Origin of the sequence: Streptomyces inhibens (genome assembly GCF_022221585.1) — a bacterium.
Taxonomy (GTDB): Bacteria; Actinomycetota; Actinomycetes; order Streptomycetales; family Streptomycetaceae; genus Streptomyces; species Streptomyces inhibens.
Genome location: NZ_CP084681.1, coordinates 9,408,130 through 9,427,591 on the forward strand (window position 1 = coordinate 9,408,130; position 19,462 = coordinate 9,427,591).

Below are 19,462 nucleotides of genomic sequence, written 5' to 3' on the forward strand. Positions count from 1 at the left end.
GACGTCACAGTCCTCGCCCGGGGCGACGGCATTCCCGGGCAGCACATCGTTTCCTACCCTCGGTCGCTCAACGGTCGCAGCGCGGGGAACGGCTTCAGCCGCAGGGTGTGGGTGGCGGCGAAGGGCATCAGGTCGTCGTGCCGGTCCGGCAGGGCGATCACCAGGGCGCTGTCCGGCAGGGCGCGGCGCACGCCCGTCAGCATCCGCACCGCCGTACGGTCGTCGAGGCCGGCCGTCGGTTCGTCGAGCAGGAGGACCGCGGGTGCCCGCAGGACCGCTCTCGCGATCACCAGGCGGCGTCGCTGGCCCTGCGAGAGCGCACCGCCCAGCGGGCCCGCCGGGGTGTCGAGGGGCAGCTGCTCCAAGGCCGCGGCCGCCAGCGCGGCCCGAAGTGTGTCGTCGTCCGCGCCCGGGGCGGCCTGCCGGAGGTTCTCGGCGACGGTCGCGTCGGCGATCCAGTCTTCCGCTTCGACGAGGGTGAGCGAATCGGCGATCGCATGGGCGGGCAGGGACTCGACAGGTACGCCGTCGAGCAGCACCGACCGAGGGGCAGCGGGGGAGATGCGTCCCGCCAGAGTCTCCAGCAGGGTGCTTTTCCCGCTGCCGTTGGGCCCGGTGACCATGACGACGCTGCCGGGCTCGATCACCGCGGACCACCGGGTGCGGTCGTCGCCGATACCCACGGGCACTTGGCGGGCCACCAGGGCCCGTGCCGCGCCTGCGAGCGGCGACATCGGCGGGGACGCGGTCGACGCCTCGTCCGGGAGGGCGCGGTTCGCCAGATCCGTCAGCCGCAGGGCGGCGTCGGCGGCCAGGCCGTGGTCGCGGAGCACCTGAGGGAGCGTCTCCATCAGCTCGTACGCGGCCGCGACCAGCAACACCTCGCCGATGGCGTCGGCAGCCGGCTGCGTGAAGACAGGACCGGACAGCGCCAGCACCAGGACCGCCGTCTGGCCGGCCACGGCCAGCAGCCGCAGCAGCAGCCGGGTCCAACGCATCACCGACGCGGCCGCGGCCTCGGCCCGCCGGGCCCGGCCGATCGCGTGCGAGACCTGCTCGCGGACCAGATCGACCGCGTCCAGGCAGCGCAGTTCCGGAAGCGCGGAGCGCGCGCTGAGCAGCGCGGTGCGTGCGGCGGCCCACGCTTCTGCGGCCGTCTGCTGATGGCTGCGGGTCCGCCGCTCGGCGGTCACCGCCGTGGCTGTGGAGAGCGCGAGCAGCAGCAGTTCGGCCGCACCCGACAGCGGACTCGCCACCATCAGCAGAGTGACGACGACGGCGGCGGTCAGGCCGATCCCGGCCAGCGGCGGGACGACCTGGCCGGCTATCCCGCCCACCGCTGCGACGTCGCTGGTGAGCCGGGTCATCAGGGCGCCGTCACGGTGGTTGCGCAGTTCGCGTGCCGGCACGGTGGTCGCGGCGCGAACCAGTCGCGAGCGCAGCGAGACGGTCGCGCCGAGCAGGGCGCCATGGCTGACCAGGCGCTCTCCGTAGCGCAGACCGGTGCGGCCCAGTGCGAGAGCGCGGACCGTCCCTGAGGGGTACATCCACGACCAGGTGGTGTTCGCCTGTGCGGTGACCACCGCGCAGGAGGTCAGGAACCAGCCGGACACCCCCAGCAGACCGGCGGCACACAGTTCGGCGGTCCCGGCGAGCACCGCTGCGAACAGCAGGTCGCGGCGTGCCCGTTGGTCCGCCGCCGTCCACAGCAGCCTGAATGCGGTCACAGTGTCTCCCTGATCCGGGACACCCGTCCCTGGCCCAACTGCACGACGTCGTCGGCGATTTCGAGCAGTGCCGGGCTGTGTGTCGTCAGCAGCACGGTGCGGGTGCGCGCCAGCGTCCGGATGGCGCCGATGACGCGGGCCTCGCCGTCCGGGTCCAGATGGGCGGTGGGTTCGTCCAGGCACAGCAGAGGTGCGTCATGGAGCAGCGCCCGGACCAACACCAGTTGCTGCATCTGCCCGGAGGACAGCCCCCAGCCGCGTTCGCCGACCCGGGTCGCCAACCCCTGGGGGAGTGCGGCCAGCAGGCCCTCGAAGCCCAGCGCCGCGAACGCCGCGGTCAGCTGTTCGTCGTCGGCGTCGCGCCGGGCCAGGAGCAAGTTGTCGCGCAGCGTGCCCGGGAGGAGATAGGAGGGCTGGCCGACCCATGCCGTCGTGGCCGGCGAGGCGGGCAGGGTTGCGGAACCGACCGTGTGCAGGCACCACCCGTGGTCCGGTTCGCGCAGGCCTGCCGCCACGGAGAGCAGGGTGGTCTTGCCAGCGCCGCTGGGCCCGCCGATGGCCACGATGGAGCCCGGTCGCACCGTCAGGGTGACGTCGTCCAGGGCCGCGTCGCCACGACCGGGATACCGGACCCCCACGTCCTCCAGCATCACACCGGCCGGGCTCGGCAGGCTCGGACGACGTACGGCGGGCACACGCGTCGGAGGACCACCGGTCGGTGCGACCGGAGCCCGGTCGATGATCTCCGAGATCAGTTCGGCCGCCGCGGAGGCTTCGGCGCGGGCGTGGTAGCCGCGGGCGAGTTCCCGGGCTGGGGCGAAGTACGCCGGGGTCAGGACGAGGACGAACAGCGCGGTGCCCAGGCTCATGGTGGACGGGACCACCGGCAGGTCGAGGTAGCCGAGCAGGGCGAGTCCGCAGTACGTGGCGACGACAGCCATGGCCACGGTGATGAGGAGCTCGATCCAGGCGGTCGAGAGGAAGGCCACGCGCAGCACGGTGTGGGTGCGCCTGGCCAGTTCCCTGTCGGCTGCCTCGGTCGCGCGTACCGCTTCCTCACCCGCTCCTAGGCCGACGAGCGTGGGCAGTCCGCGCAGTTGGTCCAGCAGATGGGTGCTCAGTTTCCGGGTGGCGGTGAGCTGGGCGTGCACGGCGGCGCGGGTACCCATGCCGATCACCTTGAGGTTGAACGGCAGCAGCGGGGTCGCCAGCACCAGCATCAGCGCGACGGCCCAACTGCCCACCAGGACGGCGGCCAGGATGATGCCGCTTCCCAGCAGCATCGCCCGCCGGGCCGGGACGTACGTCGTCAGCCATGGGCTCAGCCGGCCCACCTCGCTGTCCAGCGCCTCACCGACAGCGGCGTCGGACACCTCCTCGGGGGGCGTGCCCGTGGACGGGAGTGCGGCCAGGAGCAGGCGGGCGCGAAGGTGATCCCGGACGGCGGCCGCGCCGTCGTCGGCGACCCGGTCGGCCGCCGCGAGCAGGACCGCGCGCAGCAGCAGCCCGGCGGTGACCAGAGCCGCGCCGGAGAGCACCGGAGCCAGCGCCACGCCCCCGTGCGGGGCCCGCAGTGCGGCCTGCGCCGCCCGGCCCAGCCCCGCGGCCCACAGGACGTGGCCTGTGGCCGCCAGTCCCCGCAGAGTGCCGGCTCGCCGGAATGCGGGTTCGGCGACATCCGCCCATTGGGTGAGCAGTCCCGCCGCCCGCTGCTGACCTTCGTCGTCCCGGCCGAGCCGGGCGAGGTGGTCGGGGATGTCGGTCACTTGTCGGCTGCCTGGAGGTCGAATTCGCCGGCGGCCGCCGAGCGGCGGTCGGACCGGATCCACAGGGCGAGTGCGGTCACGGCGAACAGAGCGACACCGACGGGGCCGATCCACACCCGCACGCCACCGAAGATGTCCTGCGAGACGGCGGCCACCGCGACGGCCAGGAGGGTCAGGAGCACGCGCCGGGCGACAGCGGCCGCCCACGGACCGTCGCCCGCGGCCGGCGCCACCGCCGCGGGCTGCTCCGCGGCAGCCGTGGTGTCGGACGGGCCGGCCGTGGCGGACGTGGTGACCGGTGGCTGGGCGAACTTCCCGCGGAAGACCCACCACGCGTAGATGTTGTAGGTCAGGACGACCGGCATGCACCCGCCCACCCCGATGAGCAGGAACAGCTGCGACCCGTGTGGGCTGGCGGCCGCGTGCACGGTCAGGTCGGGCGGGACGATGACGGGCGCGGTGGCGGCGACGAGCGCGAGCAGACCCGCGGCCTCCGTACCGGCCACGGCGGCGAACGGACGCCAGTCGGGCCGGCGGCCGAAGCCGTACCAGGCGATCGCCGCGCAGACCACGGCCATCGCCACCGCGAGGCCGAACAGGGTCGCGCGGAGGGGCTGGTCGAAGCGCAGGTGCTGCGGGTCGGCGAGCCGGAGCCCGAATCCAAGGACCAGGCTCGCCACCGCGACCGCCAGGATCAGCGGTCGGCCCAGTCGGCCCGCCCACTCATGGGCGGTACCGGTGGTCTTGTCCTGCAGCCATGCGGCACCCGCCAGCAGATAGACGGCCACAAGCCCCAGGGCGCACAGCACGCTGTAGGGCGTGAGCCAGTCCCAGGTGCCCCCGGTGAACATCCCGCCGCGGTGGGGCAGTCCGGACAGGACGCCCCCGACCACGAGGCCCTGGCACAAAGCGGCCACCAGCGATGAGATTCCGAAGACGAGGCCCCAGCCGCGCCGGTAGCCGGGGGTGGCGCTCTGCAGCTCGATGGCCGTGCCGCGCAGCACGATGGCGAGCAGCATGACGATGAGCGGCAGGTAGACGCCGGGCAGCACGGTGGCGTAGACGCCGGGCAGGCCCGCCCACAGCACGACGCCCGCCAGGATGATCCAGCTCTCGTTGGCGTCCCAGGCGGTCGCGATCAGCTCGTTGTACTCCTTGCGCCGCTGGTCGCTGCGGTCGAACAGGCTCAGGATGCCGATGCCCAGGTCGTAGCCGTCGAGTAGCACATAGGCGCCGAGTGCGAGCAGGACCAAGGCGTATGACGCGTACTCAAGCATGGCTGATCTCCGTGGAGTGGACGGTCGTGCCGGCGTCGGTCACCAGGTGCTCGGGGCCGGTCCGCACCGTGCGGGCGATGTAGCGGATCCACAGCCCGAGCAGCAGCCCGTAGACGGCGACGAAGCCGGTGAGGCTGGCGATCGCCGCGCCGAGGGAGAGGTGGGAGACGGCGTCACTGGTGCGGATCAGGCCGTAGACGACCCAGGGCTGCCGGCCGGTCTCCGCGGTGATCCAGCCGCCGCTGATGGCCAGGACACCGGCGGGAGCCATCCAGACCATCAGCCGGTGGAACCGCCGGGCTGTGTACAGCCTTCCGCGCAGCCGCAACACCAGTCCTGCGAAGGCCATGCCGAACATCACCAGAGCGGTGAAGTACATCGCCCGGAAGCCGTAGAAGGCGGACCACATGTTGGGGCGCTCGTCCTTGGGTGTCTGCAGCAGTCCGGGGACGTGTGCCTTGCCGGACAGGTCCTTGCCGATGATGGCGCCGAGGTGCGGTATCTCGACTTGGACCTTGTTCTCACCCTTGTCCGTGTCGGGCACCACGAGCAGGTTGTAGCCGTTGTTGTCGGTCTTCCAGTTGCCTTCGAAGGCCTCCAGTTTCGCGGGCTGGTGTGCGCCCATGAACGCGGCGGTGGTGTCGCCCACGTACAGCTGTACGGGCATCAGGATGGCCAGTACTCCCAGGGCGATGGACAGGGTGCGGCGTGCGAAGGGCAGCGCTCGCTGCTTGACCAGGTACCAGGCGGCGATCCCGCCGATGAACCAACTGGCGCTGATCAGTACCGCGAGCAGGATGTGCGGGTACCGGTAGGAGAACGCCGGGTTGAAGAGCACCTGCCACCAGTCGCTCGCCCGGAACTGGCCGTCGACCTCGGTGAAGCCCACGGGGTCCTGCATCCAGCTGTTGGCGGACAGGATCCACGTCGTGGACAGCAGGGTGCCGACGACGAGCATCCAGCAGGCGAACGCCATGGTCCGGGGACGCACGCGGCCGTCGCCGTACAGCATGATGCCGATGAACCCGGCCTCCAAGAAGAAGGCCGTGATGACCTCCATTCCGATCGTGACGCCGAGGATCGGACCGACCGCATGGGCGTATCGTCCCCAGTTGAGGCCGAACTCGAAGGTCATGACGGTACCGGCGACCACGCCGAGACCGAATCCGACCGCGAATATCTTCTTCCAGAAACGGAATATCTGGAGGTACAGCGGATTCCCGGTCCTGAGGTAGACCGTGTACATCACGGCCAAGAAGACGGAGAGTCCGACGGTCAGTGCGGGAAAACTCATGTGAAGGATTGCGGTGATGGCGAACTGCCATCGTGAGATATCCACCACTTCGGGCGACGCCACGGTGTCTCCTCTTGATCGGTTTCGGTCGGTCCGGATGGCGGCGGCCACCCCTGGCGGAATGGCTCGCGACAGCCTCCGGCTGTGCCACCACGCGGCATGCGAGGCCCCTTCTTCCGCTTGTAGCGGGGGGCGATGACGGGGACGCCGACCACGAATTCCGGGACGCGGGTCACGAATTCCCGGACGGTCTTCGTATTCCCCGACTCCTGGGGCCACCGTAGGGTCGGCCGGTGGGCGTCCTTTGACTCTGGGCGCATCACTCGTGTTCCCGCAGCGCAATGCGTGGATGCAGTGCGGCCGGCGCCCGATGGGACTGGTCATGGAATACCGTCGTGCCTGCGCTCAGGGGCCAGAGGCGGTGCGCTCTCGGTCAACCGCCCTTCGCGTTCCCGGTCTCCGCGTCGCGCTGCTGGCCCTGCCTTCGGGCGTGCCGGCATTCGCAGCACGTAGGGGGCGCCCGGGCTCACCGGAGCACCGGGCGGGGACGGACGCGACCGCGTCCGACGACGCCAACCCCGGCCACTTGCCGGGCGACATGCCGTAGGTTTCCCGGCAATTCGGCAGGTCGAATGCGTTTCAGTCCTGCCTGTCCGTGAGCTCGGCGAGGGCACGGTCCATATCTATGTGACGGCTCTCCGTCCCCAAGGGCACGAGCGAGACCGTCCGCCGCAGGAACGCGTCGACCGCTGACACCGCGAGGTCGACCAGTGCGTGGCCGGCGGCGGACCTCAGGACGATGCGTACAGAACCCGGACGGCAATGGTCGCGGGGAATCACGAGCACGTCCCCCGTACCGGCGGGCCGGTGCAGGCCCTCCGTGAGCAGCGAGCGGGCGAACACCCAGTCCACGGGTCTGGCCGCGGGGGCACCGATGGAAAGTCGGACGGCGTAGGGGTCGGTCATGTCGTAGTGCAGCTCCGCAGGCAGCGGGGCGGGCACCTCGTCAGGGACACTGACGTGCACTGTCACCGTGCACATGACCGAGAGAAGAGGCTGGATCATTTCATCCCTCAATATTGGCTGCAGGAGCGGGTTTCGTGCGAATGACCCTAAAAGCCTGTGGTGGGTGCATATTGTCGAGGGATGCGCGGGATGTAGCCCGAGAAAGAACCGGGCACCGGGTTCAGGCACCGAGGTGCCGCGTGGGTGACGGGGTGTACGGCGCCGAGCCTTGGGTGTCGCGCCATTCACGTGGGGACATCCCGTAGGTGGCCCGGAACACCCGGCTGAAATGCGCGGCACTGGTGAAACCCCATCGGTGCGCCACCGCGGCGATCGTGGAGACATTCGCCCGGCGCGCCAGATCGCGCCGGCACTCCTCCAGGCGACGCCGCTGGATCCACCGGCCGACAGTGGCGTCTTCGCTCTCGAACAGCTTGTGCAGATAGCGCAGGGATATGTGGTGGGCTCGGGCGATGGCCTGCGGGGTCAGATCGGTGTCCGCGATGTGACGGTCGATGAACGCCTGGATCCGTAGCAGCAGTGCCCGGTTCCCGCCGGGCGTGTCCTCGCTCGTCCGGCCGAGCAGATCGTCGGCCAGCACGCCGAGCAGGTCCACGAAGCTACGGGCCATCAGCTCACTGGTGCGTGGCGAGTAGGTTCCCGCGCCGTTCACGAGCCCGGCCAGGAAGGGCGCCAGCAGCCCGCCCAGGGGGGTGTCGGGGCCGAGCGGGGTGGCCGTGATGTGAGCCACGTCGGACTCGCTCAGGCCCAGAACGTCTCTCGGCAGGACGAGGGACTTCGTCCGGAAGGACTGGGGAAAGTCCAGCCGGACGGGGCGCGCCATGTCGTAGACGAAAACGTCCCCCGACCCAAGGTAGGCTTCGCGGCCGTCCTGCTCGAGTCGGGCGATACCCCTGTCCAGCAGTTTGACGACCACGTAGTCGTCTTCTCTGCCCTGTGCGACGAGCCGGCGAGATCGCCGGGCGGAGAGGCAGTCGCCGTCCACGGTGACGGCCTGAAGCGGGCCGAGCGGCGTCGTGCGGATCGTGCCGGAATACACCTCGTCGGGGACGGCCATGTCCACAGCGCCGAACGTCTGGGACAGGACTTCGCGCCAGTGCGCCCTTTTGCGGTCGGCGGGCACCGAATCCGTGGTGTTGAGGGTGGCCGGGACCTGCCCGGGCTCCAATATCGAGGAATTCGGCGACATGATCTCCGCCCATCAGCCGGTGTGGTTACTGAAAAACACCGTGCCAGCGGGCCTGGGTCAGCACATCGCGTGAATCCGCTAGATCGGGGATGCGGGAGGACTGGAGCCTGCGATGACCATCGGCAGGTCGACGACGGACGGGACGGAGACGGGACCGTCCCTCACTTGATGGCTCCGCTGGAGGCGCCGGCGGTGACGTATCGCTGAGCGATGACGAGCAGCACGGCGGCCGGGATGGATGCCAGAACCGCGGTGGCCATGATGGCGTTCCACTGGTTCGTGTGAGCTCCGATGTATTGGTAGATGCCCAAGGTGATCGGCCGTACGGTCTCCGTGGTGGTCAGCGTGAGGGCGAAGAGGAAGTCGCTCCAGGTGAAGAGAAAGGTGAAGAGGGCGGCAGTGATCAATGCGTTTGCGCTCACCGGGAGCACTACGGAGCGGAAGGCGCGCAACCTCCCGGCGCCGTCCACTCGCGCGGCCTCGATGATCTCCTTGGGAATGCTCTGCATGAACGAACGCATGATGATGATCGCGAAGGGGACCCCGGCGGTGGAGTCGGCGAGGATCAGTCCGAGGTAGGAGTTCAGGAGTCCCAGGTCGTTGTAGGCGCTGTAGAGCGCGTTGGCCACGACGATGCCCGGCACCATCTGTGTGATCAGGATGCCGAAGAGCACGAGGTTGGCTCCTCGGACGGGGAACTGGGCCAGCGCGTACGCCGCCGGGGCGGCGAGCCCGAGGCTGAGCGTCACGCTGCCGAGGGCTATGACGAGGCTGGTGACGAGGTTGCGGCCCTGATCGCGCAGTGCGGTGGCGTAACCGCTGAAGTCCGGATGGAAGGGGAACCAGCCTCCCTGCAGTGTGTTGCCCGCCGGCTGGAGGGAGGCGTTCACCGTCCAGTAGACGGGAAACAGCATCAGCGCGAGCAGGACGATCCCGACGATCGTGGACGGCCAGCCACGGTTGGGTGCGCGCTTCACGGGATCGCCTCTCAGACGTTCTGGGTGCGGCGGTTGGCGCGCAGGTAGACGAGGGCGAAGGCGAGCGAGATGACGATGAGGATGTTGCTCATTGCGGCACCGCGCCCGAACTCGAACTGCTGAAAGGACAGTTCGTAGGACTGGGTGGCGACGGTCTCCGTGGCGTTGGCCGGTCCTCCGCCCGTCACCACGAGGATGATGTCCAGCACCTTGGCCGTGTAGACCACGCCCAGCACCAGCACGACGCTCACCACGGGTCGCAGCAGTGGCCAGGTGACATGGCGGAACGACGTCACCGGGCCGGCGCCGTCCATCTTCGCCGCCTCGTACAGATGCGTCGGGATGTCCTGCAGGCCGCCGTACAGGATCGTGGTGTTGAAGGGGATTCCGACCCAGATGTTGACGAGGATTACTGACACGAGCGCCTGTGAGGTGCCGGTGAGCCAGGGGATGCCGGACGACGAGAGGTGGAGGTGGCGCAGCGCGTCGTTGACGACTCCCGTGTCGGGGTCGAGCATCCACCTCCACATCGTTCCGGAGGCGACCAGCGGCAGCAGCCACGGCAGCAGAAGGAGCGACCGCAGAACGCGGCCGAGCGGGAAGCTGCGCCGGAAGAACAGGGCGAGTGCCAGGCCGAGCACGAACTGCCCGAAGATCGAACCAGCGGTGAACAGGACCGTGGTCAGCAGGGCCTTGGAGAACAGGTCCGACGAAAGGATCTTTGAGTAGTTCTGCAGTCCCACGAACGGTGCGGCACCGGTGTAGAACGTGGTGGTCGTGTACTGCTGAAAGCTCATCACGATGTTCTTGACGATCGGGTAGCCGAAGAACAGCAGCAGGTATGCCGCGGCCGGCGTGATGAACATCCACTGGGCGAGCCGCTCCCAAAGGCGCGCCCGGGCCACCGCCCGCTCCCTGCCGGGCGCGGCCTCATCCTCCTCTGCCGCACCGGTGGCCGTTGTCTCCACGACGACGGCGCCGTCTTCAGGCCCAGTACTCATCCGGAGGGGCGGGGACAGGTCAGTTACCGGCCGCGATCTGCTGCGCATGCCTGAGGGCTTCCTCCGGTGTCTGCTCGCCCGTCAGCGCGGACTGGATCGCTGTGTATATCCCGGTCGCCGCCTTGGGCCACTTGACGCCGAGCTTGTTGGTACGGGCCCGCGCCGCTTCCACGCTTTTGACAAAGGCAGCCATCGACGGGACCTGCTCGGCGTGCTGGGAGGCCACCGCGGAGCGGGAGGGCACGGTGAAGTGCTGCTTGGCCAGGGTGAGCATGTTCGTGGAGTCGTTCAGGCAGGCGAGGACCTGGGCGGCCTTCTTCTGCCGGGCCTTGGAAGCGCTCTGTGGGACCGTCCACACCTCACCGCCGAGCGGTGTGACAGGGGTCTGCCCCGTCCGGGGGACGGGGATGGGGGCTACCCCCCAGTGCAGCTTCTTGGCTTTGTTCAGGGCGGGGATCCGCCAGGGGCCGTTGATCATCATGGCTGTCTTGCCGGCGATGAACTGATCGTGGACGTCGGCCTGCGTCCAGTTCAGCACCGACTTCGACATGGAGCCGCTCTTCACCAGGTCGACCCACAGCTGGAGTGCCTGCGCGGCCTGCGGGGTGTCCAACTGCTTCTCGTCCCCGCCGTTGGACCACAGGAAGGGCAGGAACTGCCAGGTGCCCTCAAAAGTGGCGTTCGCGTCGACCGCCATGCCATAGCGCCCCGAGCGGGTCAGCTTGGCCGCCGCCGCCTTCAGCTCGTCCCAGGTCCTGGGCACGGCGACACCGGCCTCGGAGAGCATGTCCTTGTTGTAGATGAGGGCGATCGTGCTGACGGTGGGCGCCAGGCCGTACACCTTTCCCTTGTAGGTGCCCGCCGACAGGATGCCCTTGGCGAAGCCGCCCGAGTTGATGCCGTACTGGTCCAGCGGGGTCAGTGCGCCGGTCTGTGCGATCTGCTGCATGTCGGGGTTGTCCAGCATCAACAGGTCGGGAAGGGTCCGCGACGAGGCCTGCTGCAGGACCTTGGGGATGAGCGACGCCCCCGGAACGCTTGTCTGCTCGACCCTTACACCGGCGGCCTTGCCGCAGGCGGTGAGCATCTCGTCCCATTGGGCGTGTTCGGCTTTGTCGGTGTAATAGTCGAGTGCCGTGATGGAAGTGATTTTGCCTGTGGCGGACCCGTCACCGGTTCCGCCACCGCACCCGGTGGCAGCCAGTACCAGGGTGAGGGTTCCGGTCAGGAGGGCGGCGATCCGCCGCGCCGGCGGTCTGGCCGGTGAGATCATGGTGGTGCCTTTACCGAGGGACGTCTGTGGCCGGAGTGTCGGCGTCGGGAGGGTGGACGCAGCCCGGCGGGCACCATCAGGAGGTCCGTACCGGTGTCTTCCGTTCGATTGAATGTTAACGGATTCCAGTAGTCGTCATGCCGGCTCCCACAGGGCGTGGCAGAGACTCTGCGGTTTACCTCCTTCACCTGCTCAGAAGGCTTGTCGAAGCCCGCCGTCATCGCCGCGACCAGTGGCCTGCTCGGCGGCTTCCCGGATCATCGCCACCACGGCGGCGGGCTGCGACAGCACAACAGCGTGCGAGCCGTCCAGCATGTATTCGGTGGCCGCCATGCGCTGTGCCATGAAGCGCTGAGCGGTGGGACTGAGTATCCGGTCGGCGGTCGCGATGGCGTACCAGGACGGCTTGGAGGCCCATGCCGGCGGGCCCGATCTACTGGTCAGCGCGCGGCAGGCGATCGGGCGTTGCGCCACGGACAGCACATCCTTGACGCTGGGCGGCAGGTCGGCGGCGTACACCTGCGGGAACCGTTCCTTATGGATGTAGAGCTCGCTTTCCGGGCCGCCGGGAATCTGGGCGGGGAGAGCGGCGGTGAAGGTCGCGTCCGCCACCGGCACGGGGGCGAAGCGGTTCGTGATGTCCAGGACGCACTCGCCCGCGTCGAGGCCAAAACCTGCGACGTAGCACAACGCCACGACGTTGTCGGCGTCGGTGGCGGCATGTGTGATGACCGCACCACCGTAGTCGTGGCCGACCAGTACGACGGGAACGTCGATGTCGCGCACCATGCTCCCGATGTAGGCGGCGTCCTGCACCAGGCCGCGCAGCGGGTTCGCCGGGGCGCGCACCGTTAATCCGGCGGCGTGAAGGAGGCTGACGACCCCCGCCCACGACGAGGCGTCGGTGAACGCCCCGTGCACGAGCACGATGGTCGGCGGTACGGAGGTGGGTCCGTGCATGTCGGTGACCTCTGACTGAGTGTGGGGTGCCCCAGCCAAGCGCGTTCAGGTATGGCGGGGCATCGCGTGAACGTACCAACTCGTCGGCTCAGCCGTCGGGCAAGGCCATCACCAGATTCGCGAGCTGAACCCGGGAGTTGACCGACAGCTTGCGGAAGGCGGAGGTCAGGTGAGTGTTGACCGTGTGCGGGGAGACGACGAGCATGTCGGCGGCCGACCGGTTGGTGTGACCCTCGGCGATGAGACGCGCGACCTTCTTCTCCGAGGTCGTGAGGGCCCCCCATCCCTGAACGGGGCGCTGCACGGTCGCTGCCCTGCGGCTGCCGGCCCCTGCACAGTCCAGATCACGCTGTACGCGTTCCGCTGCGGCGTGGGCGCCTGAGTCGGCGAACGTGCCATGGGCGTGGGTCAGGGCGGCCACTGCCTGAGGTTTCCGGCCTGCTGCCAGGAGTGCCTGTCCGAGATCGGCGTAGGCGGCGGCCCGGACCAGCGGGCGAGGGCTTGCCTTGAGCAGCAGCACGGCGTCTTCCAGCATGGCGAGATCGTTTTTCACGAGCCCGAGGGCCTGCGCCGCGATGCCCGTGGCGGTGGGCACGGCCGGGTTGCGTTCGGCATGGGCCTCGGCCTGTGCGGCCAGGTCCTCGGCGAGCTCATGCTCCGCGCCTTGCAGAGCCATGCGTATGGCGGAATCGACCCAGTTGCGCAACAGCCGCCAGCGCATGAAGAAACCTTCCTGCTGCACCTGCCGAATCTTGTCGACGGCAAGCCCGATGTCCCCGTCGGCCTCGGCGTGGACCGCTTCCAGGAAGCGCACCGCCGCCGTATTGCCCGGGTTCGGTTTGACCGCCAGCCTTTCCTGCGCTGCGACCAGGTGCTCTCGCGCCGCTTCCCGGTCGCCGCGCAGAAGGGCGATCCGGGAGCGGATCACGCGAGCGTTCACCTGCTGAACGGGTACCTGTACGTCGTCTTCCAGGCGCTCCATGGTCACGAAGTCGGCGTCGGCGTCGTCGAGCCGGCCGAGCCCCAGATCGTACTGGCCCTGAGCCCACAGCATCATTGCCTGACGCATCGCCCCGGCATTGTCGGCTGCCTGCAGGAGCAGTCGTTCGCCGGACTCGAAGTCGTCCACGTGCAGGCGCGCGACGATCTCTTCGGGAAGGAAGGCGGAATCGATGGCGCTGAGCGCGGTGAAGCGCTCCAGCGCGACGGCGTTCTCACCCGCGTTCTGCGCGATTTCGCCGAGCCCGGACAGAGCCAGGACGTGCGCCTCCCGGTCACCGATCGCGGTGGCGGCACGCAGCGCGGTCTCGCCGGCCTCACGCGCCGCGACGAGATCATGGTCCCGGGACAAGGCCAGTGCACGCAGGGCGGCCAGCCTCGCCCCGATCTCCGGGACGGCGCCCACCATGGCGAGGGCGGTTTCGGCCCGGCGATGCAATTCGCCGGCGAGATCCAGGTTCCACAGCGTCCCGCCGAGGGCGGCCTGCAGCCGACTGAACACCTCCAGCGTCGGTCGGCAGGCCAGCAGCCGGTCGCCGGTCGACAGCGCTTCTCGACTCCTGCCGGCCCGAGTCAGGCAGAGGATCGCCTGCTCACCCACTACGAACCTCAGCGGCCGTGCGGACGGCACCAGTTCCAGGGCGCGCGTCATCAGGTCGGCCGCGAGGCCCGGCGTGACCGGCAGTACGTCGTCAGCGGCTCGCCGCAGCAGCGCCACGGCTTCCTCGTCTCCGGGCAGGGCGCCCTTGAGGACGTGCGGCACCGCGTCGATCGGCTGGTGGCCCGCGGAGACAAGGTGGTGGGCAGCCTCTCGGTGCAGGGCCTTGCGGGCTGACGGCGGGATGTCGACGTAGACCGCCTGGCGCAGCAGATCATGCCGGAAGACCAGATGATCGCCGTCGTCGTCCAGGAGCCCGGCGCGCACCGCCTCCTCGAGCGCCGCGATCAATGTGGCGGGCGGTTGGCCGCAGAGTGCGGCGGCGTCGTGGAAGCCGAAGCTGTGTCCCAACACCGCTCCCATCTGAAGGAAGCGCAGCGTGCCGGGCTGCAGGGACTTGAGTCTGCCGCGCACACCCACCACGAGCCCTGGGGGCACCAGGTCACCGGATGCCTCGGCGGTCCGCAGGCCCGCGAGCATCTCGACCGCCAGAAAGGGGTTCCCGCCGGCTCCGTCGAGCAAGTCCCGTACCTGCTCGTCAACGGCTGCACCCAGTGTGTCGCTGGCCAGTTGGCCGATGGCCGCGCCGGACAGGGGCCCCAGTGGCACAGTGACCGTCGGGAGGTTGCCGGTCGCGGCTGCGACGACCTCGTCCGCCGGACCAGCGGGCTCCGGTCGCCCGGTCAGCATCCACAGAACCGGCGAGGTCCGCAGGCGGGTCGGAAGCTGCTTCAGGGCGAACCGGCTCAGTGGGTCGGTCCACTGCACATCGTCCAGGGCGATCAGCACCGGCACGCTGGCGGCTCTGGCTTCGATCGCCTCCGCCAGGCGCTCCACCAGCCAGATCCGCTGATCATGATTGCGTGCAAGATCGACAAGGGCATCGCCGGACAGCAGAGGCTGATCGCCGTGCAGGACGCAGGCCGCCAGCGACGAGAGCGGAACGATGTGATGCAGCTCATCGGCCTTGCCGAGGCCGACTGAGAATCCCGCTGCCCTGGCCCTGGTGACGGCCTCGGTGAGCAGCGTGGTTTTGCCGATGCCCGGTTCCCCCTGGATCAGGGCCAAACCCCCGCTTCCGGTGTGGGCGACGGAGGTGATCAGTGCCTGCAGCCGTTCGAGCTCGACCTCTCGGCCGCGCAGACCGCTACGGGTCAGCGATCCACCTGACCCGTGCACTTACGCCCCTTCCTTTCCGCTCTGGCCGGCCGGAGCCGGGCTCAGCCCAAGCCAACTGGTGTCTCCGCCCTTCGGCGCCGTCTGCCGGTGCCGGAAGGTCTCAGCGCCGGAAGTACCGGAGCACATCGGGCAGCATATCGATGGCGGGCTGGAGTTCTCCATCGGCGTGGAAACGCACGAGGGCGTGCGTGCAGTCCAGCATGTCGCGGCTCCCCGCGGGCACGCCTTGTGTGGCCGCCTCGCGCGGGTCGAGCCCACCGTCTTCGAGCGCTTCGTGAACGCGGGTCTGCAGTCACTTGGAGAGCAGGCAGGCCCGTCCACCACGGCTGACGGTTCCGACGACGCATCGCCGCCATGAGTGTCGCGCCACTGGCTCGGAGTCACGCCCTACGCATCGCGGAAGAGTCGGCTGAAGTGGCCCGGCGTTGGTGAAGCCCCAACGCCGGGCCACGCCGGAGACGGTCCTGTCACCGCTGTTGCCCCGGGCGAGATCCCTGGCTCACTTCGAAGAGCTTGTGGAGGGGCCGGACGGACATGTGGTGAGACTGTGCCCTCCACGTCATGGGCGGCCCGCTCGGTGATGAGGGTGGCCACCAGGTCGGTGAAGTTGCGAGCCAGGCGGCCGGCAACATGCTCGCGGTAGTCCGCGGTAGTCCGCGGTAGTCCGCGGTAGTCCGCGGTAGTCCGCGGTAGTCCGCGGTAGTCCGCGGTAGTCCGCGGTAGTCCGCGGTAGTCCGCGGTAGTCTCGGCCAGAGTCATGAGAAGCGGTCCGAGGAGGGTGGCCACCGGACCATCCGCGTCGATCACGGTCGCTGTCACCCGCTCCAGCTGGTCGTCCCGTACGCCGAGAACGCGGCGTGGGACGAGTCAGGCCTTGATGCGCACACCGCGCGGGAAGTCGACCGCATGCGGGCGCTCTGTGTCCCGAAGGGCAAGCGCTCCGGCGGCGAGCTCAGCCGTTTATCCGCCTTGCTGCGGCACAGCACCGGTGGCCCCCACGACGGCGACCACCACAAAGTCCTCGGGCTGCCCGGCGTCATGGGCGATCCGTCGTCGGCTGCGGCTGAAGCATTGCGGATCTGGCCTGCCGCCGTCGGCTATGTGCCTCGGGCGGCCGCTCCGGCGGAAACGGGCGAGATCGCACTCGACTCCGCAAGCGCGGCACGCCCTGGCCCTGGTGACGGCCTCGGCAGGCAGCTTGGTTTTGCCGATGCCCGGTTCCCCCTGGATCAGGGCCAACCTGCCGCTTCCGGTGTGGGCCACTGAAGTAGTCAGTGCCTGGAGCTCACCTCGCCAGCACGGTCTCCAGCCACTGCAGGACTTCGGGGGTCACGGGGTCGGTGATGTCGGCGAATTCGTCGTGCTTCTTGAGGAACTTCGCGACGTAGGGGCAGACCGGCACGATGCGTTTCCCGGAGGCGCGTACGTCGGTCAGGGCCTGCTGGACGAGGAGCGAGGCCAGGCCCTGCCCGGCGAAGGCGTCATCGATTTCGGTGTGGTAGAAAACGCGCTGATCACCGCGGTCGCGGTATGCGGTGAGGCCGGCGGTTTTGCCGTCGACCAGGATTTCGTACCGGTGCTTGGCGTCCACTCGCTGGACGGTCGGAGCGGGGGCAGGCTGTGTCATCGTGTGCCTTTCAGCGGTGCGTCGGATTCTTGCGCGGCGCGATGGTGGCGTTCGGGAGGGCGGGCGCGGGGAGACGGTCGCCGTCGTAACCATCGACGCTGCCGAAGCGGTCGGATGCGTTCTCCCAGGCTTCTCTGGCTTCGACGATGTCTTCGTGGCTGCGGCCGATGAAGTTCCACCACATGACGATCTGTTCCTCGAACGGCGTCCCGCCGAGCAGGACCGCCCGAGCGGGGATGTCCGTCTCGTTCGTCAGCGTCAGCGTGTCGATTCCCGTGCCGAGGTGGCCCAGTTCCGCCGGGCGCAGGAGCGTTCCGGCCATGCGGACGTTCCCTTGGTCGACGAGCAGGCCGTGCTCGAAGGCGGCATTCACCGGGAGTGTGGTCGTCGAGCGTGGATCGAGGACGAGTTCGGCGCCGAGCAGGGGCGTGAACGTCCGCACCGGAGAGGTGTCCCCGGCGAGGGATCCCAGAAACACTCTGATGTCCGCTCCGCCCACCCGGACCGGGCTCGGCACGTAGTGCCGGAAGTCACGGCCGGTGTACCGGTGTTCATCGGGAAGCGCCACCCACAACTGGACGCCGTGCAGGATTGTGGCGCGGGTGGTGGAGACTTCCGAGTGGCTGATGCCGTACCCGCCGGTCATGAGGTTCAACTCACCGGGCCGTACGAGCGCGTGGCTGCCCAGGCTGTCGCGGTGCTCGATCTCTCCGCTGAACAGCCAGCTCACGGTCTGCAGGCCGGTGTGCGGATGGGGAGCGACGTCCATGCCGCCGGTGTCGGCGACGTTGTTGGGGCCGTAGTGGTCGACGAAACACCAGGCTCCGATCAGCGTGCGGGCACGCTGCGGCAGCGTGCGCCGTACCGTCATCGCTCTTGGCCCGCCCAATGGGACGTCCCGCGCGGTCAGCACGTCGACCTGCGGCGCGGCCTCACCGTGGTCCGCGGCACCGCAGCGCAGTGCGGCAGGATCCACTTCGGCGTTGCTCATCGCACGCCCCTCTCCCACCCGAGGATGATTTCATATTCAACAATCATGCTTGATAGTAAGTCCATTCCCCATCACATGCACAGCAGAGCGAGCGAGGGCCGGGAGCGGCCCTGAAGGAGTCCACGTTGAGTGACACCACAGCAGACCCCGCGAGCCGACGGGTCTTCATCGACAAGCAGAGCCCCAAGGCCTACCACGCACTGGTCGAGACGGCCGATGCGGTCCGCGCGGTCGCCGCCGAGGCGGGGCTGGACCGCAGCCTGGTAGAGCTGATCAACCTCCGCGTGTCACAGATCAACGGCTGCGCCTACTGCCTCAACGTGCACACCAGAGCTGCGTTGCGCGCCGGTGAGACCACCCAGCGTCTGTGTGTGCTGGCCGCCTGGCGGGACACCGAACTGTTCACGGAACGGGAGCGCGCGGCACTCGCCCTCGCGGAGGCGACCACCGAACCCGCGAACGCCGCCGCGCAGGAGAGCGCCTACGAAACAGCACGCCAGGCCCTCGACGACGACGAGATCTCCGCGGCGATCTGGGTGGCGATCACCATCAACGCGTTCAACCGGGTCTCCGTCCTGAGCAAGCACCGTGTCCCCCTGATACCCGGTTCCCCACGTGGGTGATCGCCACCTCGGTCCGCTCAGCAGGCAGCGCGCAGGATCAGGTCGGTAACGGGGTCGGGGTCGCTCACCGCGACCGCGTGGGGTGCGCGGACGGTGATGGTGCGGGCCCCGGCCCGGTCGGCCATCCACTGCTCGGCGGCCGGTGGGATGTTGCGGTCCTCCGTAGCCACGAGGTACCAGCTGGGGATCTTCTTCCACGCGGCCGCGGTGGTCTTCTCCTGGAGTGCGGCCACGGTGATCGGACGCTGACCCACGGCCATCACCTGGGCGGTCGGGACGGGGACGCCGGCCGCGAACTGCTCGCGGAACAGTTCCTTCTTGATGATCAGCTCCTCGCCGGTGCCACCGCCGGGCAGCGGGTAGGGCTGGGTGGACGTGGCCTGCGCCAGGGTGCTGCCGGGGTACTTGTTCGTCAACTCCAGCGCGCTTTCACCGATGTCGGGGACGAAGGCGGCTATGTAGACCAGTGCCTTGACCCGCGGGAACTCGGCCGCGGCCTGGCTGATGACCGATCCGCCGTAGGAGTGGCCCACGAGCACGATCGGCCCCGGAATGCTCTCCAGGACGCTGCGGATGTAGGCGGCGTCGCTTGCCAGCCCGCGCAACGGCAGTGCCGGTGCCAGTACATGGTGCCCCTGCCGCTGGAGGCGCTCGACGACAGCGCTCCAGCTGGAGCCGTCGGCGAACGCGCCGTGGATCAGGACGATGGTGGGCTTGGTCGGGTGCCGGTGCGGGCCGGTCTTCCGGTCGTCCGCCGGTGACGTGGCCGAGAACGCGGCACGGGGGGTCGCCAGGACGGCGGCGCCGGCCAGGAGGGAGGCGGTGACGGTGCGGCGGGAGATCGGTGAGTTCATCCTTGACTTCCTACGGGCAATGACGGGGATGCGTCCCCCGG

16 protein-coding genes are annotated in these 19,462 nt (G+C 69.1%); 2 read left to right on the plus strand and 14 right to left on the minus strand.

What is annotated here, in order from left to right:
* Positions 1–53: 53 nt before the first annotated feature.
* From KI385_RS42340 to KI385_RS42390, 11 genes are all read right to left on the minus strand, one after another.
* The gene (locus KI385_RS42340) at positions 54–1,727 is read right to left on the minus strand and encodes an ATP-binding cassette domain-containing protein (protein WP_238577309.1); all 1,674 of its coding nucleotides are present in this window, start codon (positions 1,725–1,727) and stop codon (positions 54–56) included.
* The gene (locus tag KI385_RS42345; RefSeq protein WP_238577310.1) at positions 1,724–3,493 is read right to left on the minus strand and encodes an ABC transporter ATP-binding protein/permease; all 1,770 of its coding nucleotides are present in this window, start codon (positions 3,491–3,493) and stop codon (positions 1,724–1,726) included. The genes KI385_RS42340 and KI385_RS42345 overlap by 4 nt, the downstream gene beginning before the upstream one ends.
* Positions 3,490–4,770 (minus strand): cytochrome d ubiquinol oxidase subunit II, encoded by a 1,281-nt coding sequence (locus KI385_RS42350; RefSeq protein ID WP_238577311.1) that lies wholly within the window; start codon positions 4,768–4,770, stop codon positions 3,490–3,492. Before KI385_RS42350 ends, KI385_RS42345 begins: the two co-directional genes overlap by 4 nt.
* Positions 4,763–6,064 carry a cytochrome ubiquinol oxidase subunit I gene (locus KI385_RS42355; protein WP_238577312.1) on the minus strand — a complete coding sequence of 434 codons (1,302 nt, stop codon included), beginning with the start codon at positions 6,062–6,064 and terminating at the stop codon, positions 4,763–4,765. The genes KI385_RS42350 and KI385_RS42355 overlap by 8 nt, the downstream gene beginning before the upstream one ends.
* A gap of 639 nt (positions 6,065–6,703) precedes the next feature.
* Complete coding sequence (locus tag KI385_RS42360; protein ID WP_238577313.1) at positions 6,704–7,129, minus strand: SsgA family sporulation/cell division regulator; 426 nt, start codon at positions 7,127–7,129, stop codon at positions 6,704–6,706.
* Positions 7,130–7,250: 121 nt separating this feature from the next.
* Positions 7,251–8,279, minus strand: a complete 1,029-nt coding sequence (locus KI385_RS42365) for an AraC-like ligand-binding domain-containing protein (protein ID WP_238577314.1) — start codon at positions 8,277–8,279, stop codon at positions 7,251–7,253.
* 161 nt (positions 8,280–8,440) lie between these two features.
* Positions 8,441–9,256, minus strand: a complete 816-nt coding sequence (locus tag KI385_RS42370; RefSeq protein ID WP_238577315.1) for a carbohydrate ABC transporter permease — start codon at positions 9,254–9,256, stop codon at positions 8,441–8,443.
* Between the two features lie 11 nt (positions 9,257–9,267).
* Entirely contained in the window at positions 9,268–10,257 is a 990-nt protein-coding gene (locus KI385_RS42375) for a carbohydrate ABC transporter permease (RefSeq protein ID WP_425357044.1), read from the minus strand.
* A 19-nt stretch (positions 10,258–10,276) separates the two neighbouring features.
* The gene (locus KI385_RS42380; protein ID WP_238577316.1) at positions 10,277–11,530 is read right to left on the minus strand and encodes a sugar ABC transporter substrate-binding protein; all 1,254 of its coding nucleotides are present in this window, start codon (positions 11,528–11,530) and stop codon (positions 10,277–10,279) included.
* Between the two features lie 192 nt (positions 11,531–11,722).
* On the minus strand, positions 11,723–12,490 hold the full coding sequence (locus KI385_RS42385) for an alpha/beta fold hydrolase (protein ID WP_238577317.1): 768 nt from the start codon (positions 12,488–12,490) through the stop codon (positions 11,723–11,725).
* A gap of 88 nt (positions 12,491–12,578) precedes the next feature.
* Positions 12,579–15,326, minus strand: a complete 2,748-nt coding sequence (locus KI385_RS42390; RefSeq protein ID WP_238577318.1) for a helix-turn-helix transcriptional regulator — start codon at positions 15,324–15,326, stop codon at positions 12,579–12,581.
* A gap of 906 nt (positions 15,327–16,232) precedes the next feature.
* On the opposite strand from KI385_RS42390, the gene KI385_RS42395 reads away from it, so the two are divergent.
* A complete protein-coding gene (locus tag KI385_RS42395; RefSeq protein WP_238577319.1) occupies positions 16,233–16,592 on the plus strand; it encodes a hypothetical protein in 360 nt (119 codons plus the stop codon).
* A 19-nt stretch (positions 16,593–16,611) separates the two neighbouring features.
* Here the strand turns inward: KI385_RS42395 and KI385_RS42400 are convergent, their stop codons facing one another.
* Together KI385_RS42400 and KI385_RS42405 are read right to left on the minus strand one after the other, a co-directional pair.
* Complete coding sequence (locus tag KI385_RS42400) at positions 16,612–16,953, minus strand: GNAT family N-acetyltransferase (protein ID WP_238577320.1); 342 nt, start codon at positions 16,951–16,953, stop codon at positions 16,612–16,614.
* 10 nt (positions 16,954–16,963) lie between these two features.
* Positions 16,964–17,944, minus strand: coding sequence for a pirin family protein (locus KI385_RS42405; protein ID WP_238577321.1), 981 nt, complete (start codon positions 17,942–17,944; stop codon positions 16,964–16,966).
* Positions 17,945–18,069: 125 nt separating this feature from the next.
* On the opposite strand from KI385_RS42405, the gene KI385_RS42410 reads away from it, so the two are divergent.
* Entirely contained in the window at positions 18,070–18,567 is a 498-nt protein-coding gene (locus KI385_RS42410) for a carboxymuconolactone decarboxylase family protein (RefSeq protein WP_238577322.1), read from the plus strand.
* A 17-nt stretch (positions 18,568–18,584) separates the two neighbouring features.
* On the opposite strand, the gene KI385_RS42415 is transcribed toward KI385_RS42410, so the two are convergent.
* Positions 18,585–19,421 (minus strand): alpha/beta fold hydrolase, encoded by an 837-nt coding sequence (locus KI385_RS42415; protein ID WP_238577323.1) that lies wholly within the window; start codon positions 19,419–19,421, stop codon positions 18,585–18,587.
* Between the last annotated feature and the right edge of the window lie 41 nt (positions 19,422–19,462).